Annotated in this window: 13 protein-coding genes; 11 read left to right on the top strand and 2 right to left on the bottom strand. The window is 32.2% G+C overall.

The features are described 5' to 3' along the window. Positions 1-86: 86 nt before the first annotated feature. From ACQH2O_RS03385 to ACQH2O_RS03335, 11 genes are all read left to right on the top strand, one after another. Positions 87-3,623, top strand: a complete 3,537-nt coding sequence (locus tag ACQH2O_RS03385; RefSeq protein ID WP_425385323.1) for an SNF2-related protein — start codon at positions 87-89, stop codon at positions 3,621-3,623. Between the two features lie 2,960 nt (positions 3,624-6,583). Then, positions 6,584-8,698, top strand: a complete 2,115-nt coding sequence (locus ACQH2O_RS03380; RefSeq protein WP_425385322.1) for an AAA family ATPase — start codon at positions 6,584-6,586, stop codon at positions 8,696-8,698. Positions 8,699-9,277: 579 nt separating this feature from the next. Then, positions 9,278-10,018: an NTP transferase domain-containing protein gene (locus tag ACQH2O_RS03375; RefSeq protein ID WP_425385321.1), complete on the top strand. Its 741-nt coding sequence runs from the start codon at positions 9,278-9,280 to the stop codon at positions 10,016-10,018. A 124-nt stretch (positions 10,019-10,142) separates the two neighbouring features. Next, positions 10,143-11,096 carry an NAD-dependent epimerase/dehydratase family protein gene (locus ACQH2O_RS03370; RefSeq protein ID WP_149168735.1) on the top strand — a complete coding sequence of 318 codons (954 nt, stop codon included), beginning with the start codon at positions 10,143-10,145 and terminating at the stop codon, positions 11,094-11,096. Further along, positions 11,053-13,380 (top strand): glycosyltransferase, encoded by a 2,328-nt coding sequence (locus ACQH2O_RS03365; RefSeq protein ID WP_425385320.1) that lies wholly within the window; start codon positions 11,053-11,055, stop codon positions 13,378-13,380. The genes ACQH2O_RS03370 and ACQH2O_RS03365 overlap by 44 nt, the downstream gene beginning before the upstream one ends. Next, on the top strand, positions 13,341-15,017 hold the full coding sequence (locus tag ACQH2O_RS03360) for a WG repeat-containing protein (RefSeq protein WP_425385319.1): 1,677 nt from the start codon (positions 13,341-13,343) through the stop codon (positions 15,015-15,017). The genes ACQH2O_RS03365 and ACQH2O_RS03360 overlap by 40 nt, the downstream gene beginning before the upstream one ends. 4 nt (positions 15,018-15,021) lie before the next feature. Beyond that, positions 15,022-16,011 (top strand): phytanoyl-CoA dioxygenase family protein, encoded by a 990-nt coding sequence (locus tag ACQH2O_RS03355; RefSeq protein ID WP_425385318.1) that lies wholly within the window; start codon positions 15,022-15,024, stop codon positions 16,009-16,011. Then, the gene (locus tag ACQH2O_RS03350) at positions 16,012-17,787 is read left to right on the top strand and encodes an ABC transporter ATP-binding protein (RefSeq protein WP_425385317.1); all 1,776 of its coding nucleotides are present in this window, start codon (positions 16,012-16,014) and stop codon (positions 17,785-17,787) included. It begins immediately after the preceding gene. Between the two features lies 1 nt (position 17,788). Then, complete coding sequence (locus ACQH2O_RS03345) at positions 17,789-18,838, top strand: threonine aldolase family protein (RefSeq protein ID WP_425385379.1); 1,050 nt, start codon at positions 17,789-17,791, stop codon at positions 18,836-18,838. Continuing rightward, positions 18,835-19,878, top strand: a complete 1,044-nt coding sequence (locus ACQH2O_RS03340; protein ID WP_425385293.1) for a threonine aldolase family protein — start codon at positions 18,835-18,837, stop codon at positions 19,876-19,878. Before ACQH2O_RS03345 ends, ACQH2O_RS03340 begins: the two co-directional genes overlap by 4 nt. Before the next feature lie 140 nt (positions 19,879-20,018). Further along, complete coding sequence (locus ACQH2O_RS03335) at positions 20,019-21,164, top strand: MFS transporter (RefSeq protein ID WP_425385292.1); 1,146 nt, start codon at positions 20,019-20,021, stop codon at positions 21,162-21,164. Between the two features lie 17 nt (positions 21,165-21,181). Here ACQH2O_RS03335 and ACQH2O_RS03330 read toward each other — a convergent pair whose 3' ends face one another. Beyond that, positions 21,182-22,489, bottom strand: a complete 1,308-nt coding sequence (locus ACQH2O_RS03330; RefSeq protein ID WP_425385316.1) for a UDP-glucose dehydrogenase family protein — start codon at positions 22,487-22,489, stop codon at positions 21,182-21,184. A 47-nt stretch (positions 22,490-22,536) separates the two neighbouring features. Continuing rightward, positions 22,537-23,436 (bottom strand): DMT family transporter, encoded by a 900-nt coding sequence (locus ACQH2O_RS03325; protein WP_425385315.1) that lies wholly within the window; start codon positions 23,434-23,436, stop codon positions 22,537-22,539. Between the last annotated feature and the right edge of the window lie 360 nt (positions 23,437-23,796).

The following is a 23,796-nucleotide window of genomic DNA, read 5'->3' as shown; positions in this document are numbered from 1 at the left end:
TCATATTGCCTTTTCTGTTGTTTTCTTGGCATTTTGTAGTGATTTATGTTAGATTACTTGAGTTTATTTAGGCTAAAATATATATAATGTCTATTTACGGGAGAACATGGTGGGGTAAGAAATGGCTTCAATCTTTCAGTGAAGTTGATTACGATAACCGCCTTTCACGTGGTAGAACTTATGCTAATACTGGTCGAGCTTTCGGTATTCAAATCAACGGCAATACAATTACAGCCAAAGTTAGTGGTTCAAGACCTCATCCATATAAAGTTAAAATAACACTCAATGAATTAAATTCATCAGCTATCCGTTGTATTATTGAAAATTCGCCCTCTATATTGCCTAAATTAATAAATAGACAATTACCAACACTTTTGTTTGATAAGCTTAACGACTCAGGTATTAAATTATTTCCTTCGAATTGGGAAGAAATGAACGCAAGTTGCAATTGTCCTGATTGGGCTATGCCTTGTAAACATATTGCTGCTGTAATTTATCTTATTGCTGCAGAAATTGATAAAAACCCTTTCGTAATTTTCAATATTCATAATTGTGACTTGTTGTCGCTGATTGATGATTTTGGAAATGGAAAATTAGAAAACATTCAAAGTATTCTAAAAATTAATGATCTATTTAAATCGTCTTCTAAAGTTAAAGTATATGACCAAGTAAACTTAAATGATATTGATCTATCGACTATTCCTAACCTTGCCAGCTGTATCGAAAATATCTTGACGAATAATCCACTCTTTTTTGAAAAAAATTTTCACAGTATTCTGCAAACAGCTTACAAGCATTGGCAAAAATATCCTACGGGGAAATCAGATTATTTTTTCTACTCTTCCAAGAAAAAGCTATCGGAAGAAGAATTGTTTACTAGCAAATGGGGAAGTATTGAACACTGGCAAACATTTCAATTATTTATCAATGACCAATACCAAGTTATTCAAGTAAGCAATGGTATAGCTAATTCATTTATGCTCAGCGAAAGTGTTTCAAGGAATATAGCACAATTTTTAAACGATATTCCTATTTCATTACTGCATAAGCTTAATCCTGAGCTTCGCTTCATGCATATGATTTCACAGTTTGCACGTATGCTCATGGAAAAATCAGCACTAGTACCACAAATACTACAAAATAAAAGAGGAGAATTTATAATTAGGTGGATCCCTGCGTTGTTTAATGAATCAGTCAAAGAAATTCATAGAAAAATATCATCTATGTGTCCACCTCTACTAATTCAATATCAGAAAACTTCTATAGATCCTGAAGAACAGGTTAATATTGCAGTTTCTTTAATCCTTTTGGGATACATGGCAAATAATTTTCCTGCAGCACTTGATAAATATAGAGAAAAGAATACCTTTCCTTCATCAATGGATAAGTATAGAGACAAGCACATCTTTGCATTATTTTTTACTGGATCAGCATACAAGTTTAGTGAGTTTAGCAACAGAGAAATACCTCAATCAATTAATCTCTGGTTATCACGGCTTTATTTAACAGATAAACTATACAAACTTTACTTAATGGTAAAAGATTATTATGAAAGATTTGAGCTTGATATACAGGTATCTTTAGATGATGGAAAATCGATAATAAAGCTGAAAAAAGCATTGTCTAACTGCAGCACAAAACTGAGCATTTTATCTGATATGGGAATGCTGTCCGAATACATACCTGAGCTAGAAAGATCGATTGACGACAGCAGTAGATTACTGTTTAGCTTAGATGATTTTGCACCATTGTTTTTAAATATCTTGCCGGTGTTAAAAGCAATTGGCGTTATAGTTATCTTACCGAAATCACTGGAAAAAATCCTAAAGCCAAAGTTGAGTCTTAATTTATCTGCTAAAGGCAAAATTGAAGAAGATCGGAAAAGTTTCTTAACGCTTGAAAAATTATTGAAGTTTGATTGGAAAATAGCGATAGGTGATAAAGAGATAAGCATTACAGAATTTAAAAAGCTACTGAAAGATTCTCGTGGACTTATAAAGATTATAGACCAATATGTGCTTTTGGATGATAAGGAGGTAGAAGCTCTACTGAAAAAATTTGATAAGTTACCTGAACGCTTGAGTCAAGCAGAGCTGATGCAAGCTGCTTTAGGAGGTGAACTAGATGGAGCAAAGGTAGGACTTGATCAGCAGATTAAAAGCCTATTTGAAAAGCTTAACACTTATGTACCTGTTGATGTACCAAGTAACCTAACAGCACAGTTACGTCCATATCAAAAACGTGGATTTAGTTGGCTTGTGCAGAACATAGAGACGGGGTTTGGTAGTATAATTGCTGATGACATGGGTCTTGGTAAAACACTACAAGTTATTGCAGCCATTTTATACTGTAAGAATGCAGGATTTTTAGATGAAGATAAAGTCTTGATAGTAGCACCAACAAGCATATTAAGCAATTGGCAACGAGAGATGGAACGTTTTGCACCAGAATTAAAGCTTTTTATCTATCATGGACAAAATCGAGAATTGGCAAATGATTATGATGTAGCTCTCACATCCTATGGTCTTGCACGTCGTGATAAAAAAGAGCTTAACAGAGTAGGATGGTTTTTGCTCGTGATTGATGAAGCCCAAAATATAAAGAATCCCCATAGTGAACAGAGTAAAGCTATAAAAGCTATTGCAGCAAAAAATAAAATAGCTATGAGTGGTACACCTGTTGAAAATAGGCTACTAGAATATTGGAGTATTTTTGATTTTACTAATAAATATTACCTTGGTACTCCTAAGGAATTTAAAACTCGTTTTGCAACGCCAATTGAAAAAGCGAGAGATAAAGTTTGTCTAGAGAGGTTCATGAAAGTTACTCATCCCTTTATGCTACGTAGGGTAAAAAGTGATAAAAGCATTATAGAGGATCTACCAGATAAAATTGAAAATAATCGTTATTGTTCTCTAACTCCAGAGCAAACAGCACTTTATCAAGAAGTAGTTAACACAACTATGAAAAAGATAGAAAGGAGTGAAGGAATTGAACGTAAGGGTCTAATTCTTAAGCTTATCAATGCTTTAAAGCAAGTTTGTAACCATCCATCGCATTTTGGCAAGAAAAAGCGTGCAAGTATTGAACAGTCAGGAAAGATGCAGATGCTAGAAGAGATATTGATAGGAATTAGTGAGCTTGCAGAAAAATCATTGATATTTACTCAATACACTGAAATGGGTGAGATTATAGCTAGGCTACTTGAAGAAAAGTTTGAATCAAAAGTGCCATTTTTGCATGGAAGTTTATCCCGTAAAGCACGAGACAAAATGGTTAATGATTTTGAAAACTCATTTCGATCAAATATTCTCATAGTATCTTTAAAAGCTGGTGGAACAGGGCTTAATTTAACAGCAGCAAACCATGTAATACATTACGATTTATGGTGGAATCCAGCAGTGGAAGCACAAGCAACAGATAGAGCGTACCGTATTGGACAAGAACGTAATGTTATGGTGTACAGGCTACTTTCAACAGGTACTTTTGAAGAGCGTATTGATGAGATGATTCAAAGCAAGAAAGAGTTAGCAAACTTAACTATAAGTAGCGGTGAAAGTTGGATTACAGAATTTAGCAATAATCAATTGAAAGATTTGATCAATATAAGAAATGCTGTATAAAAAACAAGTGCAGCTATCCACTTCTTATCTTAAAAATGTAAAAAAACAACATTTGGCCTGCTAACACATATCTTATCGCATTCGGACTATTATAAGAAAGGCTATATAGAGTATGAATCTGATTTTGATGAATTAATTAAAGCAGGTGAGAAAATAACTACAACAAAGACCAGCTTGTAGTTGAGTTATCTGTGTTTGACATCTTGTCTACCACCTTTTGTTTTAATTTCAAGGGGGGTGACCCACCCTTTAGAAAGCCCTATCTGCCAATAAATAGTGAAAACATAAATCTTTGTCTCCATTGTACGCGATGAAATTGGAGACGTAAATAAATAAATTTAGATCTTTATCTCCATTTTAAGCAGTTTACGAGCTCCATAGCTTATGTTTATGGCAAAACTTTTTTTCTTTAACTTCACCTACAATTTATTTATAGAGATTATCTAAAATAACCAGCTTTTATTGCACCGATTTAAAAGATCGTCCACTTTTTTTGAAAAAATATTTTACAACAAATAAAAAACGTGATAGACTAGAGTAAGGCTTTTTTATAGCAAGTAAAAGTTTAAGGTAAGAAATAATTTAAAAATGACTCTTAACCGGGTTTTGAGCTACCTTACATGAGTAACTTAGGTTCTGATTGTACAATTGTACCCTGAAGTCGTAGAATCTCTTTAAAACGCTATTATTAGCCATCTTGTCTTTTGTAAGCATTTATCTTTTTCAGGTTATCCAAAATGCAATAGTAGGTTTTTCATATTTTTGTCTCTGTGTTGTATTTTTATTTAGGGCGATCTGATTCATTAAGTCTTTTGGAAATGGAAAAATAACGTCTTATAGGTATTAAATGGATAAAAATGCAGAATTTCAATGGTTTAAGTGTATTATATTTCTATTTCCTTATTTTGAAATTTTGCTGGAAAACTCAGAACGGCTTTTTACTCCTTAAAACCTTACTTTGAAGAATAGGCCACAGTAGTAGATTAGGCATTTACCATAAAAGTGTTACCTTTAGCTATTTTTAAAGGCTATTAAAGTTTAGTGATACCTTTAATTATCTTACAATAACTCGGTTTATGTCTACTAATATCATGAAATGCAGCTGGTCCACCTGTATGCATAAGTAGTTAGAGTAGGTTATAGGCGGCTTTAAAAAACCGGTTAGTTGCCACTTGAGTTTATTTTTTAAATGACTTTTATATTTCGGTTAAAAATTTAAATGGACGGTATATTAGCCTTTTTGAAAACCATTTCAGTTGAGCAGACGGCCACCGCGGAACTTCTCTTAAGGTTTATATTATAATAAACTTATTACAGTTCATGTTTTTTTGCTTAACTTGTTATTTAAAAATTAAAAAAGTAATAAATTAAACACTTAAGCGCGTTAATAATATTTAGGTAGGTATTATGAAAGGTACATATCCTATATGTTCTATTATTATATATTATTATTTATTATATATATAATATATAAGGTTTTACCTGAAACTGGGCTACACTCAAAAATCCGCTATAATCCTAGCTTTTAAAGCAATTAAGAAGTTTTTTTGAATTTCAAACTTAAATTACTCTTAACCCTTTAATATAGCCGGGTTTTTCCTTTTAGGAGATTTCATTTTCCAATCTAAAATGGCTTAAACTGCCAAAAATCTATGTAATCTCGAATCTAAAGTACTTAATTCACAAGTAATTATTATGAATACCTTTACCAATATAGCGTTTTGTGGCTACTTCTTATAGACGGAAAATCTCTCCCCTGAGTATATTGTAAACACGTTAAGCTCTATTAAAGTTTAATAGAAAAATCGTAATGAAAAAAATTTTAGAGCAAATCATATTTCAGACTGCATTTCTAGTATATATCTGTTATGGAGGAGAAAAAAGGATGGCTTATTTGGTTATTCTCATAAGCAAAGTATAGTATATTTTGCAACATAATGCAGATGCAACTTATAGGCGGCCTTTTTGTTTAAAGTTAAAATGAAATTAAATTTTGTAATTTTTTTGAGGAGTGTAAGTTGAGAGCAGAGTTAAATTTTCAATACCACCATTTACCTCTACAGAAGAGAACTTTTTTAGTGTTGCCTATATATTTTTGTAGTTTTTCGGACGAATTTGAAATTGAACGTGTATATATACTACAGGGGAATATGAAAGATAAGAGAACGGAGTTGTGCAAAATTTTCTAAAAAGTGAACAGTTTTTAGAATTTTTGTGAACATATATAGTAAGGGAACAGTGTAAGTTTAAAGTCAGATGTTTTTATAATAAGGAGTAAACGTGTTTTGGAAAAATTTCCCTCACTTCCGGAAAGATCGATAAGGGATCCGGTATACTATAGTAAATGGTACAGAAATATAAGCATCTCTTGAGTTATGTTAATAAGTGAACTTAGTTTATGCAGTAAGCAACTGTTATAAATTTTCTAGCATATAGGTATATTTACTTATTAAAGTAAGCTTCAAAATGCAAATCATTTGGCAAACCTACCAAATAACCAGATGAACTTACAAAGAGAAATAAAAGAAAATCAATATCTTAAGAGAATTTCAAATGGCAAATAAAATTTCATTTGGCAAAATTGCCAATCGGCTCCAAAGCTGCGTATATGTGGAGTTTTAACCAAAATGTTAAATGGCAAATTTCCTTATATGTAATATATCAATGTGACAAAATAGAAGCATTATGATTATTTAATAGGAAGTTGACATAGTGAGGAAAATATTGTAGAATTATATTAGAGTATTTTGTCTTAAAAGAAAGAAAACTCTAAGAGCCTTCAATCTTACCTTTATTATAAACCTGAACTGACTTCCTTCACTTATTAATATATTTTTCAAGCTTTGCCAAGAGAACCACCTACTGCATTTTTTACTTCATGATAAGAGAACAAGACCGCAACCAATACAGCCTTTCTCAAAAACCTTTCAAACACTTAACTTTAAAAGGAGCTTCAACCTATGGTACAAGATTTTTTAACTGATGTCAAAGAAAAAAATACTTTAAATTATGATTTTAACAACACTGTCTCACATTTAGAACCATTAGAGCAATTTGATGTAGAAGAAGTAAAAAGACAACTATTATTAAACATAAGATCATGCCTTTCTTATTTATTTCCAAGAGGAACTTTTCATGGTGACAAATTTCAGATAGGTGATGTACAAGGTAATAAAGGCAAAAGCCTCAAAGTTGAACTAGCGTATGGAAAGGTCGGATTATGGATTGATTTTGCAACTGGAGACGGTGGTGACATTATTGATCTTTGGGCAGCTGCACATGGGAAAAACGCTAAAATAGAATTTGTTGAAGTAATTTCTTCGATAAGTGAATGGATAGGATGTAACAAGCGACCTACTAAAGAGCAAAAGAGAATAACTCAATGGGACTATCTCGATCAGGATAATCAGTTGATTGCCAGCAAATATCGTTATGATACTGCTTCAGGAAAAAGTTATCAACCATTTGATGCTAAAAAATCTACCTTTACTGCACCTGAGATCAGGCCTCTGTATAACATTCCAGGCATCGCTGAATCTGATAGAGTGATATTGGTAGAAGGGGAAAAATGTGCTGAGTTACTCATAGAACAAGGGATCACTGCAACAACAGCAATGTTTGGGGCAAAAGCACCTATTGAGAAAACTGATTGGACTCCACTTAAAGGTAAACACATTATTATATGGCCAGATAACGATGATCCTGGAAAAGATTATGCTCAAGAAGCCGCAAAAAAGCTTTCTGGTTTTGGAGTTGCATCACTTTCTATTCTCAAGATTCCTCAAGATAAGCCAAAATCTTGGGATGCTGCAGATAGTGTGCTAGAAGGAATGAACGTTGAAGAATTTATCCTTAACAACAAAAGCCCTTATTCTTCAAGAAAGTCAAAAAGAATTGATACTACAGTTTGGACCAATATCCCTCCAGAAAGAAAGTGGGTTATTAAGGATTGGCTCCCTGTAGGAAGTGTTACAGCTCTTTACGGTGACGGTGGTGTTGGAAAATCTCTTCTTGCTCAACAATTAATGACAGCCGCTGCTTCTGGTAAACCTTGGCTTGGAATAGATCTAGAAAAAATAAAGACATATGGTGTGTTCTGTGAAGATGATGAAGAAGAACTTTGGCGTCGGCAATGCGCAATAAATGAATTTTATCAATCAGGTATGGAATCTTCTGATTTTCAGGATAATGTTGGCTTATGGTCACGAGCAGGGCACAATAATCAACTTATGGTTTTTAATAACAAAGATACTGGTCAATTAACTACGTACTTTCAAGAGTTACTTGAGGATATTGAATCGTTTCAGCCGAAGCTTGTGGTATTAGATACAGCAGCAGACCTATTTGGAGGAAATGAAAACGACCGTTCTCATGTGAGACAATTTATTCAAAGTTGTTGTGGAAAAATAGTGAAAGTAATAAAAGGAGCTGTATTATTATGTGCTCATCCTTCTGATTCAGGAATAATACGTAAAACAGGTACAGGTGGTTCAACTGCGTGGAATAATACAGTAAGGTCTCGTTGGTATTTGACTAGACCAGATAAAGCTAATGCTTCTCCTGATGAGAGAATTTTATCGCGCAAAAAATCTAACTATTCGCAGTGCAATAACGGGCAAATGACACTTTACTGGAAAAATGGGGCATTTGTACATGACAATTCAGTTTTAAATTCAGAACCAATAATCAGAGATCAATATAGCAAAAAGTTGGATTTAGAACGGATGAGAAAACATGAGGTTATCTTGAGTTTAATTCGCAGTAGCGCATATCAAGGTAATATTTATACTGCTGGACAATTTGCAAAGCGTTTTGAAGGAGAAGAAGGGCTTGGCAGTGAGCGCAATATTAGAGAAAGAATAAATAATCTTGCAACTCTTGGACAGATTAAATTCTTTCGTAATGCTGCAGGATATGGGACCAATTCTAAATATGGATTTCTTTGTGTGCAGGATATGGAATTTAAAGTTTCAGTAGGAGATAAAGTAGAGTACAAGTTAATAAAGCCAACACATTACTATCTACAAGCAAATGGTGCGGTCTTACCTATTAAAGATTTAGATGTTTTGTGGTAATTTTTCAAAAATTTTCTAAAAATAGCAATTACTTTTTTTTACAAACAGCCTATGTTTTCACTTATTCAAATTTTCAGGATGTTGAGAGCATTTAAGAGGGGTAAGTGAGTTTTCTAAAAAACCTTCATACAAAATTTTCTTTACAATGAATAAAAATGACGATAAGATTATGCGCAAGTTTATTTTATACTAATAGAATTAGTAAAAGTATCTTTTATTCAAATTTTAAAGGTCATTACAGACGCTAAAGAGGTACAATCAATTGGTTTGGACAAACTCGCTTTAAAACTTAATTACAGGCTTTTTGGTGAATTAAGCAGTAGTTACCTTATTTCAAACAGAGTGGTCTAAGAGGTTTCATCAATAAAAACCATACTTGAAAGTAGCACACACTCAATTATAACTATGGGGCGTCTCTTTCTAAAATTTTACTTAAGAATTGCTAAGAATTACTACAGATGCTAATTTAACGAATTTTGTCTGTTCGATGGTAGTTATCTTCCTCTAGAAAATCAAAGTGGACTTTACATCTTACTAATTATAAATTAACTTACTACCTAATCAATTCCTGAGTTATGTATGAGTAAAATTTTGATAATATTAGCAGCAGGAAAGAGCAGTAGAATGAATTCTGAATATTCAAAAGCGTTGCACCAAGTGGGAAATCTTACTCTTTTAGAACATATAATTTCTAATGCAAAATTGCTGAGTCTAAAAAGCTTATCAATTGTTGTTAACAACTCCCTTCTAAAAGATTTAGAAAACTTTGATACTCTAAAAAGTATAATCGATCAATACAATATAAAACTAATAATTCAAGAAGATATTACAGGTACTGGCACTGCAGTTAAAATTGCTCTAGAAAATCTGGAGGAGTTATCTGATCAAGACATAGTTTTAATACAGTATGGAGACACTCCTTTTATATCTAGTGATACAGTTATGAAAATGACTGATTGTTTAAAGTATAATAATTTAGTTCTTCTTGGATTCAATAGTCAAGATGAACAATATGGAAGATTAGTAATTGATAATTACGGCAATGTTCAAAAAATCCTAAAAAATGGAGATAAAATGCTTCTTGCAAACTCTGGAATAATAGCTTCATATGCTAAAGATCTCTCTACCTTAGTAAAAGAAATAAAATTTAATAATTCGACCAATGAATATTGTCTTAATGATATAGTACCCATTGCAGCAACCAATAACTTGAGTGTAGGTTATGTAGTTACTGATGAAAGAGAAGCAATGGGAGTAAATAATAAAGAGGATTTGGTTAAAGCTGAACACTATTTTCAAGCAACAACTCTTCTTTCATAATCACATTTTTTATTCACTAATTTAAGTTGACATTTATTTTATACTGGTTTTATAATACCTTTTGATTCTTACTTGTAAGATAATTGGTACGACAAATTTTCCTAGTTGTAGTGAGAGGGTATACATGGGGATATTAATAACAGGTGCTGCAGGTTTGATAGGGTCAACCTTGGTGAAAAAGTTAGAAAACCAGGGCCATGAAGTAATAAGCTGTGATATTAGGTTTCACAACAATCCACTCAGTTTTTTTTCAGAAGATATAGTACCACTACTTGCTAAGTGTACAGGAATTATTCATCTGGCTGCAATTTCTCGGGTTATACATGGTGAACTTTATCCTGAACTGTGTAAAAAAATTAATGTTGATGGTACAATGCAGTTTTTAGGGTTATGTAAGTCACTTTCAAATAAACCATGGTTTATATATGCAAGTAGTAGGGAAGTCTATGGAGAGCAGAAGGAACTGCCGGTTACAGAATCTGCTAGTATCAATCCAATAAATAATTATGCCAAAGGTAAAGCATTTATTGAGAAACAAATAACAAGCTTAAAAGATTTTAATGTAGCAATATTACGCTTTTCAAATGTATACGGTGGTTTACTAGATCATAACAGTAGAGTAATTCCTGCACTCTGTATTAATGCATTAAGAGGTGATCCAATTAAAATAGAAGGTAAAGAATGTGTTTTTGATTTTACCTATTTGGATGATGTTATAGAGGGTATATGCTTAACTGTTAAATATTTACAAAGCGAAAAATCTTCTCTTCCTGCTATTCATCTTACTACTAATAGCCCATGTACTTTAGAAAACTTAGCAAAAACAATATTAAAAGTCACGAAAAGTGATTCTAGAATTGATTTTTATCCTCCAAGAAATTTTGATGTAACTAAGTTCCATGGTGATTTTACTAGAGCTAAAGAGCTACTTGGTTGGTCTCCAAAACATTCATTAGAAGTAGGATTAAGTAATTTTATAAAAAGTCTACAAAACAATACACAAGAATATCCTGACAATATAGATATGGTAATATATGAAAATATTAAAAGTTATTCATGGTTACCCTCCTTATTATAGTGCTGGTTCAGAGGTTTATAGCCAAACTCTTGCTCATGAACTAGCAAATAACAATGAGGTACAAGTATTTACTAGGTATGAAAATAGCTTTTTACCTGATTTTTATTATACTACAGTCCTAGATCGTAGTGATTCACGAATCTTACTGCATTTAATTAATATACCCATAACTAAATATCGTTATAAATTTATTAATGAAGAAGTAGATATAAAATTTAAAAGAGTAATAGATAACTTTCAGCCAGATCTTATACATTTTGGTCATCTTAATCATCTATCAATTACTTTACCAGAAATTGCTTTTAAAGAAAATATACCTACAATTTTTACGCTACATGACTTTTGGTTAATGTGTCCAAGAGGAAGGTTTATTCAACGCAATTCTGAAGATTTGTTACGGCTTTGTGATGGACAAAAGGATCAAAAATGTGCAACCCAATGTTACAAAGGATATTTTACAGGAGATGAAGAATTCCTGAATTTAGACATAAATTATTGGGAACAATGGGTTGCCACTAGAATGAAGCACACAAGGAAAATAATAGACTATATAGATTACTTTATTTCCCCATCAAAATTCTTGATGGATAAATTTACTCAGGATTTCAATGTTCCGATAAACAAAATTTCTTATCTTGATTATGGTTTTGATCTCAGTCGTCTTAAGAATAGAAATAGAGTACAAGAAAAAGAGTTTATTTTCGGTTATATTGGTACTCATACTCCCGAAAAAGGTGTTGACCTATTACTAAAGGCTTTTTCTCACTTATCATCTAAAGCAAAACTTAGAATTTGGGGAGCAGCAAGAGAAGAAACTAAAGCTTTAAAAGCGATTGCCGATCAGTTTTCACCTGTTATTAAAGAAAGAATAGAGTGGATGGGAAGTTATGATAATAAGAATATAGTTACTGACGTATTTAATAAAGTTGATGCAATAGTCGTTCCTTCAATTTGGGGTGAAAATTCACCATTAGTAATACATGAAGCACAGCAACTTAGAATACCACTTATAACAGCCGATTATGGTGGTATGGCAGAATATGTAAGAGATGGACTATTGTTTAAGCACAGAGATGCAAGTAGTTTATCAGAAAAAATGCAAGTCCTATCTACAAATCAGGAGTTATACAATAAACTTACCCAAAAAGGCTATCCTTATACTGAAAATGGAAATATACCTTCTATAAGTGAGCATACTGAAAAACTTAACAAGATTTACCGTAATGCTATTGAAAAGAAAGGCAAATCAGTAGCTGTTAAACCCGGTCCTTGGAGAATTACTTTTGATACTAATCCAGATTACTGCAATTTTGCTTGTATAATGTGCGAATGTTTTTCACCATACAGCAAAGTTAAAGAAGAAAAGAAAGCTAAAGGAATAAAACCTAAGATACTGTCGATAGAAACTATCAGAAAAGTAATTAAGGAAGCAGCTGGAACACCTTTAAGGGAAATCATTCCTTCTACTATGGGTGAGCCTTTAATGTATAAAAGCTTTGATGAAATAATCAATTTGTGCCATGAGTTCAACCTTAAGCTTAACCTCACAACCAATGGTTCTTTTCCTATTAAAGGAGCTAGAAAATGGGCTGAACTATTGGTACCAATTTTATCTGATGTTAAGATTTCCTGGAATGGGGCAACTAAAGAAACTCATGAAAGAATCATGAAAGGTTCAAAATGGGAAGTAGTGACAGAAAATTTAAAAACTTTCCTTGAAGTTAGAGATAAATACTTTAGCGATACAGGTGAAAGGTGTACCGTTACTTTACAATTAACATTTTTGGAAAGTAATTTACATGAACTCTATGACATAGTTAAGATGGCCATAAAAAACGGCATAGATAGAGTTAAAGGACATCATCTTTGGGCACATTTTGAGGAAATTAAGGATCTATCTATGAGAAGAGATGAGTTAGCAATTAGTAGATGGAACACGGAGGTGAGAAGGTTATACGAACTTAGAGATAATATGCTATTGCCAAATGGTAAAAAGATAAAATTAGAAAATTTCACAATCCTTTCTCAAGAAGGTATTAAGGATTTGGCTCCAGGTGGTCAATGCCCATTTTTAGGTAAAGAAGCATGGATAAACAATGAAGGAAAGTTTAGTCCTTGCTGTGCTCCAGATGAACTCCGTAAGACATTAGGAAATTTTGGTAATGTTAATGAGGTTAAACTCGAGGAAATATGGCAGAGTAGTGAGTACCTAAGCTTACAAAAGAATTATTTAAATTACAAATTATGCAAAACATGCAACATGAGAAAACCTTTGATCAATTAATCAAAGATAATCTTAAATCTATTAAAATTTCACCGTGTGAGAGTTTTCACGAATTACTAGGAAATCCTTTGTATGAAAATAGGTTTATAAAGGTTGGTAAATTTCATGAGCCCGGTCTTGCACCGGTTTATGATCAGACAGGTGCTTATCATATCAATGTGAGAGGAGAAGCAGTTTATCATCATAGATTTCTAAAAACTTTTGGATTCTACTTCAATAGAGCAGCCGTAGAAGATGATACAGGGTGTTACCATATTGATTCATCTGGATGTAGAGTATACAAACAGTCGTATCAATGGATTGGAAATTATCAGGAAGATGCTTGTGTAGTTAGAAGACATGATAAATGTTTTCATATTAATTTAAATGGCAACAGGATTTATCAGGAGGAATATGATTATGTTGGAGATTTTAAGGATGGTATCGCTGTAGTCTATAAGGATGGCAAAGCTACACATATTAATCATCATGGAAAGTTAGTACATAATAAATGGTATAAAAAACTTAATGTTTTTCATAAAGGGTATTCTATTGCAGAAGATCAACATGGTTGGTTTCATATAGATATTAATGGTGATCCTGTTTACCAGCAGAGATTTAAAATGGTAGAAGCATTCTATAATGGCATGGCAAAGGTTGAAACTTTTGAAGGTGTGTTAGGACAAATCAATATTACCGGAAATGTAAAGTTTAGTATTTTTGATTTAGGTAAAGAATCTCAAGTGCATAGGATTTCTGCAGAACTTTCAGCCTTTTGGAAAACTTACCTAACAAGCGTTGCTATTGAACTTGATTTGTTAAATATTTTACCTGCAACTATGCAGGTTTTATCTAAAAAGTTAAACATTATCGTACCAAATCTAGAAAGGCTGTTAAGGGCGTTGTGGGAAATAGGGTTTATTGATTACGATAAGGACAAGGACTTATGGCAACTATCATCAAAAGGTAAGTGCTTTAAGGAAATACCGTTTTTGTCTAAAGCTGCAACAATGTGGGTGAGAGTTGCAGCTGAAAAGAATTGGTTAAAGATTGCCGATATACTAAAACAGAAGTCAATCTCTTCATTTGAATCTTTTAAGGAAAGAGAAGCATCAGAAGATAAGAAAATAGCGTTTTACCAAGCATTGCTAGGATATTCTAGGTTTGATACTAAAGAGTTTAATTCTAGAATTAATATAGATGATGCTAAGAATATATTGCTATTTGGTGTACATTCTTTATTTCTTGCTTATTCTGATATACACAATAAAGGTTCTATAGGCCTATATAACGAACATAAAGTACCAAGACAGTTAGTAGAAAATTTAAAAGTCAAACTTATAACTCAGGAAGAACTATCAGTTACAAATTATGAATTAGGTGTCTTTTGCCGCTTTCTGCAGCATTATGATGATGATAAAGTATTATCTTATTTAAAATTGGTCAAAGGAATATCTCGTATTTTATTGATAGAAACTATTTTAGATTACCGCTCTCCAACTGGAGGCTCTGTAGATATTAATGTAATGGTTGAAACAGGAGGTAAACTAAGAACATTAAGCGATTGGGAAAAAATATTAAAACAAGTAAAAGGATTCAAAATTTTTGCTGTTGTGCCTTTAACAGATTACTTATCAGTCATTGATGTCAGGTATTAATCATATGGAAATACTACAAAAAAATGGTTTTTTTATTATCAAAAATCTGGTTCCTTTAAAGCTAATAACTCAGTCTTTAAGTGATATAACAAATAAGATATCAGAGCTATCCCAAGAACTAAGTGTTTCAACTTCTGACTACTTAAACTGTACCGGCAGATGGGGCACGTCATCTCAAGTAACTAGAATTATCTCTCAAGCATTAGATAAAATTATTAAAAATTACCTTGAAAAGTCACTTCAGTGTCAGATACTGCAGAAAAAATCAAATGTTATATGTAAAACTGCTGATTTAATAGATGCAGTTCCCTTCCACCAAGACATCTCCTATAGTTTCAATGATCCTTACCACTTTTCTGTTTGGTTAGCTTTGAATAATGTAAGTGAAACTTCAGGTGCACTACAAATTATAGAAAACAGTCATAAATGGGAAATACAGCCTTTAGTTGATTTTTGGTACCCATATTTTTTTGATCAGTACTCAAACAACCGAGAAAATTACAAAATTAAGTCACTACCTATTTCAGCAGGAGATGCGATAGTTTTTGATTCACGGTTATGGCATGGTAGTGATAAGAATACAGATGCTAAAGATAGATTTGCTTATGTAACAAGGTGGATTATAAAAGATCAAGACCTTCCCTATGTGCCAAAACCTCAGCCTTCAGTTTTTGGTATACTCAATTGTGGTGAGTTAACAGAATCTATACTGAGAGAATGCTTGTCATTATTTGGCTACCAAGAAAGTATAAAAGCAAAAAACATGAAAGAACTTATTAAGAGCTGTTTAGCCTTTATTACAGACACAACTACAAATATTTCTGAGATCGACACTACTGAGGCTAAGCGAGATTTATATAAGCTACTTATTCTGAATCAAGCATCAGCACTACATGATGCTGGAGACATCTCAGGAAAAATATACAAAAATTTATGGTTTTCACTACTTGTATTTCTCAATAAAAAAGTCAACGTAGTGGAGCTAGCATTGTAAATGAACAGAAGTAGAGTTGATAGCTTCAAATGTGTATTGATGTTCATCTTGAATATAGTATCTAAATTCAAGCTTAATGTGCTTGTAATGTTCCTGGTTGCCCTAGTAGTGGCTGTTGATTTATCTTTTAGAAAGTATTTAGTAAAAAATATCTTAGATACAGCTGTAAAATATCAGGAAGGTAATGTAATTGAAAATCTTTTATTACCTGTAAGCGCTTATCTTGGTATGGCATTACTTATCACTACTGCTTTTAGATTCTATGGCTATTTTGTTGACATTCGAATGTTTACCTTAATGCGTCAAAAGATAGCTGATATGTCTTTTTGTAGGCTACTCCAGCAAGACCATTCCTATTATCAGAACAATTTATCTGGAAGCTTAGTACATAAGGTCAGTAACTTAATGGATAGTGTGATAGAGTTAATAAGATTGCTTATAGATTGTTTTTTCGGTTACAGCATAGCATTAGTCTTAGCTATTTATACCTTATCATTAGTAAACATAAAATTTGCAATCGCCACATTCACTTGGGTAAGCATTTTTATTTTAGTATCGATTTTCAGCTTTCGTGTACTTACTGAACTAGCTGATAATTACTCTAAACAAAACTCACAAGTAATAGCTAGTATAGCAGATAGTATTTTAAATGTTATATCAGTAAGGTTATTTTCTCAGCAAGCACATGAGAGACACAAATTTTTTCAAATATGCAAGAAAAGAACTATTGCAGAGAGAAAATTACAATGGGCATACTTTTGTCTTTGGTTTATATATGGATATTCATTCGATATACTTCAAGCAGTAAACTTGTATTTTTTAATTCATGATTATCAATTGAACAAGGTTGCAATAGGAGATATTGCTCTTGTACTTGGAATTAATATATCGATTATAGAGTTTCTTAACCATCTAACTAGGAATCTTACCCAATTTTCTACTCATTTCGGCAAAGTTTCAGATGCATTGCCAATCTTGACTACCGTACCAGAAATTCAAGATAAGGAAAATGCTAAAGAATTAAATTTATTAAGTGGAAGAATAACGTTTAATAATGTTTCTTTTTCTTATGAAGGTCAGGAGCCATTATTTCAAGATTTTTCAGTTACCATTAATCCTTGCGAAAAGGTAGGTCTAGTTGGTTATTCTGGAGGTGGTAAATCTACTTTTATAAACTTAATTCTAAGGCTATTTGATGTTAAAAAAGGTAATATACAGATTGATAATCAAATAGTATCAGAAGTTACACAGAGTTCTTTGAGGCAACAAATATCTGTAATACCTCAAGACCCATTGTTATTTCATGATACTATTTTAGCAAACATCATATATGGTAAACTTCAATCTACTATCGAAGAAATAATGAGAGCTGCAAAGCTGGCTGGTATTCACGATTTCATTATGACTCTACCAGATCAATATGGAACTATAGTCGGAGAAAAAGGTATCAAGCTATCTGGAGGAGAAAGACAAAGAATAATAATAGCAAGGGCATTTTTAAAAAACGCTCCAATATTATTTCTTGATGAACCAACTAGTCAATTAGATTCTATAACAGAAAAAACAATTCAAATGAGTTTATTTAAACTGATGCAAAATAAAACTACGATTACTATAGCACACCGTATTTCTACACTTTTACACATGGACCGAATTCTAGTATTTAACAAAGGAAAAATTGTCCAAGATGGTAAACACGCTGAACTAGTTTCTAAGCAAGGTCTTTACAAGGAACTTTGGAATGCTCAAATTGGTTGTTTGAATGGCAAAAAATAAGATGGAAAAAATTATTGATCTGAGAAGTGACACTACAACTCTGCAGAGCTCCAACGTTATACATGCAATAAGTAATGCAACTGTTGGAGATTTTGCTTATGGTGAAGACAAAAGCTGTAATGACTTATCAGAATATTGCAAACAACTATTCAAAGTAGAAGAAGCATTATTTGTAACCAGCGGTATGCTTGCAAATAGATTAGCCATTGCCAGTCAAACAAGTCCTGGTGATGAACTCATAACTCATTATAATTATCACGTTAATTTTTTCGATAGCGCAGGCAATGCAAAAGTAAATAATATCGTATTTAATTGCATTAGAAATAATAGCGGAATCTTAGATGTTGATGAAGTAGAATATGCTATTAATTCTAAGCCGAGGTATAAAATTTTTGCTCAGGTGAGTCTTGTTTCTATAGAAAATAGTATAAATGGGTTTAATGGTAAAATTTATCCTTTTGAAAAACAAGTTGAGTTATATAACTTTTTAAAAGCTCACAATGTAAATCTTCATTTAGACGGTGCAAGAATATTTAATGCTCATATCGAAACGAATATTGCTTTAGCAGATTATGCTAAATACGTGGATACAATGAGCTTTTCTTTTACTAAAGGACTTGGAGCTCCTTTTGGTTCAATGCTTATGGGTAAAAGAGAGATAATTGAAAGGGCTAAAAAGCTACAGGTTTGGCTAGGTAGTGGTTATCATCAGATAGGGTATTGTGCTAATGCAGCAAAATACGTACTACAGAATAATATCTCTAGGCTTAAAGAAGATAATAAGCTCGCTAAATTACTTGCAGATAAGATTAAAGAAATTCCACACATAAAACTGGTACTACCTTATCCAGAAACTAATATAGTAAGCTTTAGTATAAAAGCACTAAATGTAACTAATGAGGTTTTCTTGAGTAAGTGCCAAGCTTATGGTTTATTGCTTTTTCCTTGGCTCGAGTCTCATATAAGAGCAGTTACCCATCTTGGCACAAAGAAAACAGACATCATGAAAGCTGCTGAAATTATAAAGGAGGTTGTGTTAAATTTAATATGAGAATAAAAATAGATTTCTTTAGCGATTCAAACACTGACCCTTCAGCTAAAATGAGGGAAGCGATGGCTAAAGCAAAAGTTGGAAACGAAGCTGCATGTGAAGATCCAACTGTGAACGAATTAGTGGCAACCGCATGTAAAATATTAGGTAAACCTGCAGGAATCTTGTTGATTTCAGGAACGATGTCCAATGTAATTGCTTATAAAGTACACATTCAAAGACCTGGTGATTACTTGCTGCTTGATGAAACTTCACATCCGCTCATAGTACAATCTGGCTTGATTGCGGCCCAGGCACATGCTACTCCTTTGCCCATCAAAGGTACGAGAGGAATATTTACTGGAGAACAAATTGTTGAGTTTATTACTCGTCCTAGTTTAAGAAATATTCCGAGAGTTGGGCTTGTTTCTATCGAACAAACGACAAATTTTGGTGGTGGAGCTGTGTGGCCTTTAGAATATATTCAAGAGATCTCAAGTCTCTGCAAAGAGAATGACGTATTCACTCATTTAGATGGAGCAAGACTGTTCAACGCTTGTGCTCATACTAAAATATCTCCAAAGGAGTATGCAAGTTATTTTGATTCGGTATTCATTGATTTTAGTAAAGGATTAGGTGCTCCAATGGGCGCAATATTGCTTGGAAGTGAAGAGTTTATTGAAAAAGCTTGGTACTATAAGTTTCAAATTGGCGGAGGTATGCACCAAGCTGGCATTATTTCAGCTGCATGTTTATATGCTCTACATAATAATGTAAATTCTTTAGAAGAGGATCATAAAAAAATGCAGCACCTTATAGAAGGCCTAGACTCCATAGATCAAGTTATAATTGATATCGACCTGTATAAAACTAATATAGCGTATTTTTCATTACGTACTAATTGTATATCTACTCAAGAATTAATAAACGTACTAATGACAAATTATGGAATTAGAATGGCTAACATCAAAGGTAAAATCAGAGCTATAACACATAGAGATATAAGCTATGAAGATATTAATACTACTGTATCTGCTATAAGAAAGATACTAAGTAAGTAATTTTTTGCACTAATTGTTTGCAAACTTCTTGTCAAACAATATTATACCAATATAGTATTATGCTAGCATCTGCATAGAGCTATTTGGGAATAGGTGTGAACTTTGTCTTCTTTCAATATTTACTATTCTTCTGTGGATATATGCTGCTTTATTTATCAAGACAAAGTATACCAATTGCTCTACCACTGTTAATAGATACTGACCATGTAAAATTAAGCTATTTTTTTGCCTGCTTTTCTTTTTTTTATGGAGTATCAAAATTTGTTAATGGAATAATAATGGACTCCAAAAATAATCCATTATTTATGTTTGGGCTATGCAATATTGCAACTGGATTATTAACCATTGGTATAACTTTATCATATAATAATCTAACTTTATTACTGTTAACATTAATATTATTAGCTTGGACACAAGGGTTAGGTTGGCCAGCTATTACCAAGTTTATGGTTACAAACTCTAGCATCTCTTCAATTGCATCATCATGGGGAGTTATGAGCTCATCTCAGCAACTTGGTTCTTGTATTACTTTAATTGTATTACCAAGTATAATTAAAATATATGATGCAAAAAGTGCATTTTTGTACTCTGGTCTCTTATGCTTACTTTTTGGAATTTATATAATATTAAAAGCATATTACAAAGAAAGTGCCAACTTTACTACCTATTATAAGGTGCATAAATCTCAAATAGGTATCAAGGTAACAAGTTCCATATGGTTTCTATGTTGTGCTACTTTTTGTGCTTATATTATAAAAATGGGAATCTTCTTTTGGTTTCCTATAATTTTAAGGGATAAATTACAAATTTCTCTTGTACAATCCTCACTAATAACAGGTGTATATGATTTAGGTGGAATCCTTGGAACTTTAATCACAGGAAGAATTAGTGATATGTACTTCTTTCAAAATAGAAGCTTGCTGGCATTACTTTACATGTTGGGTATAGCACTCACTTTTATTGCAATGAACTTTGGTCAAAACATAATTCTTATGAACCTTTGTGCAATCTTATCAGGATTCTTTATATTTGGAGTGCAAGTACTGACAGGTGTTATAGCTATAGAAATTGCTCCACAAAATAATGTATGTGCAATTGTAAGCTTAACAGGATTATTTGGGTATATTGCAAGTTCAATATTTTCATGCGTGGTTTTAGGAGTACTTGTTAAGCACTATGGTAACAGTATTATGTTTTCATTTTTTTCCATTTGCTCTGTTGTTGCACTCGTTTGCTTTTCCATACTATCAAGCAAAGATCTAAAAAAACTAAGTAAAGCGGTGTAAAAAAAATTTCTCAACAGTTAAACTTTGTAGATAGATTTTTTACCCAAGGAATAAACATGGTAACCATATCTTAGTAATAGCTCGCTATCTAATAAATTACGGAAATCAAAAACATTAGGTGCAGCCATAATACTCTTTAAACTTGCAAAATCTTGATTTTTAAATTCTTTCCACTCCGTTAACAATAACAAGGCTTCCGCGTCCCTTGCAGCCCCTATAGCATTGTCCGCGTATTCTATATCCTTTAGAACTTGCCTAGCATTATCCATCCCCATTGGGTCATATGCAGTAATTTTAGCCTTGTTATTCACTAACAATTGTGCAATATCTATAGCTGGGCTATTTCTTACATCATCAGTACCAGACTTAAAAGTTAGCCCCCATATTGCTATTTTTTTATTTTGGACTCCATTTAATACATATTCTACCTTTTTAGCAATGTTTGTTATATGATTATAGTTAGATTCCTTAACTGAATTTAAAATGTGTAGCTTGACATTGTGATCTTCAGCAAGCCTTATTAAAGCTGACAAATCTTTAGGAAAACATGATCCTCCAAATCCTGGACCAGCTTTGAGAAATTCCTTACCTATTCTATGGTCCATTCCCATACTGTTAGCTAAAAGGTCAATGTCTGCTCCTAATAGCTCACATAAACCTGCCATCTCATTGATAAAAGCAACCTTTGTTGCTAGAAAAGCATTAGAAGCATATTTAATCATTTCAGCAGTAACTGTATCAGTGACTATTAACGGAATATTCTTATCTATAAATGATCTATATATAACTTCTAGTTTTGCTCTAGCTAGCTTAGTTTTTACTCCTATTATTATCCTATCTGGGTATAAAAAATCTGATACTGCAGAGCCTTGCTTGAGAAACTCTGGATTAACCCCCAAATCAAAGTTATAGCCCTTATTAGATAAATAATTATATATATTTTCTGCAGTACCAGGAGGAACAGTTGACTTTATCACTATTAAGCAATCTTGATTAACTCTCTCAGAAACTTCACTTACTGCATTATATACATTCTGTAAATTTGCATTTCCTAGAGAGTCTGATGGAGTATCTACAGTTATAAATACTACTTCTGTATTGGGATTTATTTGAAAATACGAATCGAAAAATCTTATCCTTTGTGACTTTATATTATTCTCTAAATAATCTGCTAATCCAGGTTCATATAAGGGAATTTTCCCTGATTTCAAAAGTTCAATCTTCTCAGTATTTATGTCAATGCAATCAACTTTATGGCCCTGCTCCGATAACATTGTACCAGATACTAATCCTACATACCCTACTCCTATAATAGTTATGTGCATTTTATTATCACCTTAAAAATATAGCTTAGCATCTAAAATAAATACCATTAACAATTATAAACTTTTGTTGTTACATTATTTTTCTTAATTGCCTTACCCTCCGAATAAGCTATAAATAAGGTTGATGGTATTAATATCAAAGTACCATATAAAGCACTTTTATCAGGTAATTCATTAAATATAACGTATGTTACTATTGCAGAAATTATTAGCTCTATGTATCTATATGGTGCAAGTGCAGTAGCATCAGTAAGAGCAAAAGCTTTTAACATAAAGAGCAAAATTAGATTTGAATTAATTCCTAAAATCAGCAGTAATATTAATTCCAACAAGGAAGGCATATGCCAATAAAATAACAAAGGTGGAGTAGAAAAAATAGTTGTCGTTAGAGCTGAATAAAATAACATACTTATTACTGACTCTTTTATCACAAGTTTCTTATTAAGTATGTCTAATATAGCAAAGATTAACGCAGATACAATAAAAATAAGAATTTCAGGATTAAAGTCTTCACTATGAGCTTTGGTAGTAATAGCAATACCAACAAAGCCAATAACAGTTACTATCCATCTTTGCCAAATTATATTTTCGTTTAGTAAAGGGATTGCAAGAAGTATAACAAATAATGGTATAGAAAAACTTATAATCGTTGCAGTTATTATGGGGAAAGTACTCAATCCATAGGTCCATAAGACCATTCCAAAAAACAATAATGCACCTCTAGTTATTTGAATAGATATTTGACTTGTTTTAAAAGCTTCTATTCCATAGTAAAACATAAAAGGTACAAGGGTAATAGTGGTAAACAGAAAGCGGAAAAAAGTTATTTCAAAACTCTGAAGATGTAAACTTAGATATTTTGATATAGTATCATTAGCTACACTACTAAATAAGCTAAGTATAAACCATCCAACTCCAAGTAAGTAAAACCTTAATTTGTAATTCATAAAGTTCTTACAAAAATTTCCACAACATAACTTGACTTTAAAAAGATTAACAATACAAAGGCTTTCTTCTACCTACTGTTTAACCATATTCATGAATATTTAGTAAAAAAAAATATTATATAAAATTTGGCTTAATTGTATAGTTTTAATAGACTTGAAGGTAGAGATACTGACAGATTTGTCTTAATATATGATAATATTTGCGAATACAATTACAACTATCACCTATGTGGATAATACCATAACTGAAAACATCCAATGCAAATTAGCAGCAAAACTTTACCTCAATTATGAAAATGCTTCAGTTGAGTCAGCTAAACAAGGATTTAGAATAGTTAATATATTAACCACTTTCACTTA

The organism is Wolbachia endosymbiont (group B) of Schoenobius gigantella, from assembly GCF_964031005.1.
Lineage (GTDB): Bacteria > Pseudomonadota > Alphaproteobacteria > Rickettsiales > Anaplasmataceae > Wolbachia > Wolbachia pipientis.
Note: the sequence above shows the minus strand (reverse complement) of the source record. Positions and strands in the feature narration are given on the sequence as shown.

Coding starts and splice junctions, on each gene's coding strand:
- ACQH2O_RS03325 (WP_425385315.1), bottom strand. CDS start 23,436: ATGAATTACAAATTAAGGTTTTACTTACTTGGAGTTGGATGGTTTATA.
- ACQH2O_RS03350 (WP_425385317.1), top strand. CDS start 16,012: ATGAACAGAAGTAGAGTTGATAGCTTCAAATGTGTATTGATGTTCATC.
- ACQH2O_RS03385 (WP_425385323.1), top strand. CDS start 87: ATGTCTATTTACGGGAGAACATGGTGGGGTAAGAAATGGCTTCAATCT.
- ACQH2O_RS03355 (WP_425385318.1), top strand. CDS start 15,022: ATGGAAATACTACAAAAAAATGGTTTTTTTATTATCAAAAATCTGGTT.
- ACQH2O_RS03370 (WP_149168735.1), top strand. CDS start 10,143: ATGGGGATATTAATAACAGGTGCTGCAGGTTTGATAGGGTCAACCTTG.
- ACQH2O_RS03340 (WP_425385293.1), top strand. CDS start 18,835: ATGAGAATAAAAATAGATTTCTTTAGCGATTCAAACACTGACCCTTCA.
- ACQH2O_RS03345 (WP_425385379.1), top strand. CDS start 17,789: ATGGAAAAAATTATTGATCTGAGAAGTGACACTACAACTCTGCAGAGC.
- ACQH2O_RS03330 (WP_425385316.1), bottom strand. CDS start 22,489: ATGCACATAACTATTATAGGAGTAGGGTATGTAGGATTAGTATCTGGT.
- ACQH2O_RS03365 (WP_425385320.1), top strand. CDS start 11,053: ATGAAAATATTAAAAGTTATTCATGGTTACCCTCCTTATTATAGTGCT.
- ACQH2O_RS03335 (WP_425385292.1), top strand. CDS start 20,019: ATGCTGCTTTATTTATCAAGACAAAGTATACCAATTGCTCTACCACTG.
- ACQH2O_RS03380 (WP_425385322.1), top strand. CDS start 6,584: ATGGTACAAGATTTTTTAACTGATGTCAAAGAAAAAAATACTTTAAAT.
- ACQH2O_RS03360 (WP_425385319.1), top strand. CDS start 13,341: ATGCAAAACATGCAACATGAGAAAACCTTTGATCAATTAATCAAAGAT.
- ACQH2O_RS03375 (WP_425385321.1), top strand. CDS start 9,278: ATGAGTAAAATTTTGATAATATTAGCAGCAGGAAAGAGCAGTAGAATG.